This is a genomic window from Streptomyces sp. NPDC005899, from assembly GCF_040629645.1.
In the GTDB taxonomy this organism is placed as follows: domain Bacteria; phylum Actinomycetota; class Actinomycetes; order Streptomycetales; family Streptomycetaceae; genus Streptomyces.
On sequence record NZ_JBEXWB010000703.1, the window covers coordinates 1 to 1,161 of the forward strand.

1 protein-coding gene is annotated in these 1,161 nt (G+C 75.3%); it reads left to right on the top strand.

The genetic code is table 11. The annotated features are described in order from the left end of the window. Nucleotides 1-161 precede the first annotated feature (161 nt). A partial coding sequence (locus tag ABZ371_RS32790; RefSeq protein WP_358686622.1) for a VOC family protein occupies nucleotides 162-1,161 on the top strand: 1,000 nt, incomplete at its 3' end.

A 1,161-nucleotide genomic window follows, 5' to 3' on the forward strand; every position in this document is an offset into this window, starting at 1 on the left:
TCGCCCGTGGCGCCGGGCGGGCCGGCCGCGCGGGGCCCGTCGGGAGCACCGGCCCCGCACGGGCCCTCGTCCGGGCCGCCGTCCGAGCCCCCCTGAGCGGTCGAGTCCTGAGCGGTCAATCCGCTGGACCGCGAGGCGGGTCGGCGGAGACAGTGGCGCCCATGACTTCGCTCGTACAGCACATCACCATCGACTGCGCCGACGCCCACGGGCTGGCCCTCTTCTGGGCCGAGGTGCTCGGATCCCCACTGGCCGAGGACGACTTCCCCGGTGACCCCGAGGCGAGCGTGAGGGCACCGGGGGTGGCGCTGCTCTTCGTCACCGTGCCCGAGCCCAAGCGTGTCAAGAACCGGGTCCATCTCGACGTCCGTCCCGAGGACCGCACCCGTGACGAGGAGGTCGAGCGGCTGCTCGCCCTCGGCGCCACACTGGTCGCCGACCACCGCGAACCGGGCGGCCGGGGCTGGGCGACGCTGGCCGATCCCGAGGGCAACGAGTTCTGCGTGGAGTGCGGCGCGCGGGAACGCGCCGCGCTGACCGGTGCCAGGCTGCCCGTCACCGCCGACGACGTCACGACGGCGGTACGGCTCGCGGTCGACACCCTCGCCACCTCCCCGGCGGACGACTGGCGCGTGCCCGCGGGGACCCTGGAGTGGGACTGCTGGGAGACCGTGGAGCATCTGAGCGACGACCTCTTCGCGTACGCCGTCCAGCTGGGCGGGCGCCGGCCCCCGCAGGACCGCGAGGTGCCGTACCGGTACGCGCCCGACCGTGAGGGCGGTCCCGCGAACTCGGTGTTCGCCGACCCGGAGGCGGGGACCGCCGGGCTGCTCCGGACGCTGGAGGCGAGCGGCGCCCTTCTGACGGCGATGGTGCGGACGAGTCCCCCGGACGTGCGCTCCCACCACGTGTTCGGGCTCTCCGACCCGGAGGGCTTCGCCGCGATGGGCATCGTCGAGACCCTCGTGCACACCCACGACGTCGCCGCCGGGCTGTCGCTCCCCTGGATCCCGCCCCGGGACCTCTGCGACCGGGTGCTGGCCAGGCTCTTCCCCGGCGCCCCGGACGAGGACGACCGGTGGGCCGTGCTGCTGTGGTGCACCGGCCGCGCGGATCTGCCGGGCCGCGCGCGCGTCACGTCGTGGAAGTGGCACGGCGAGC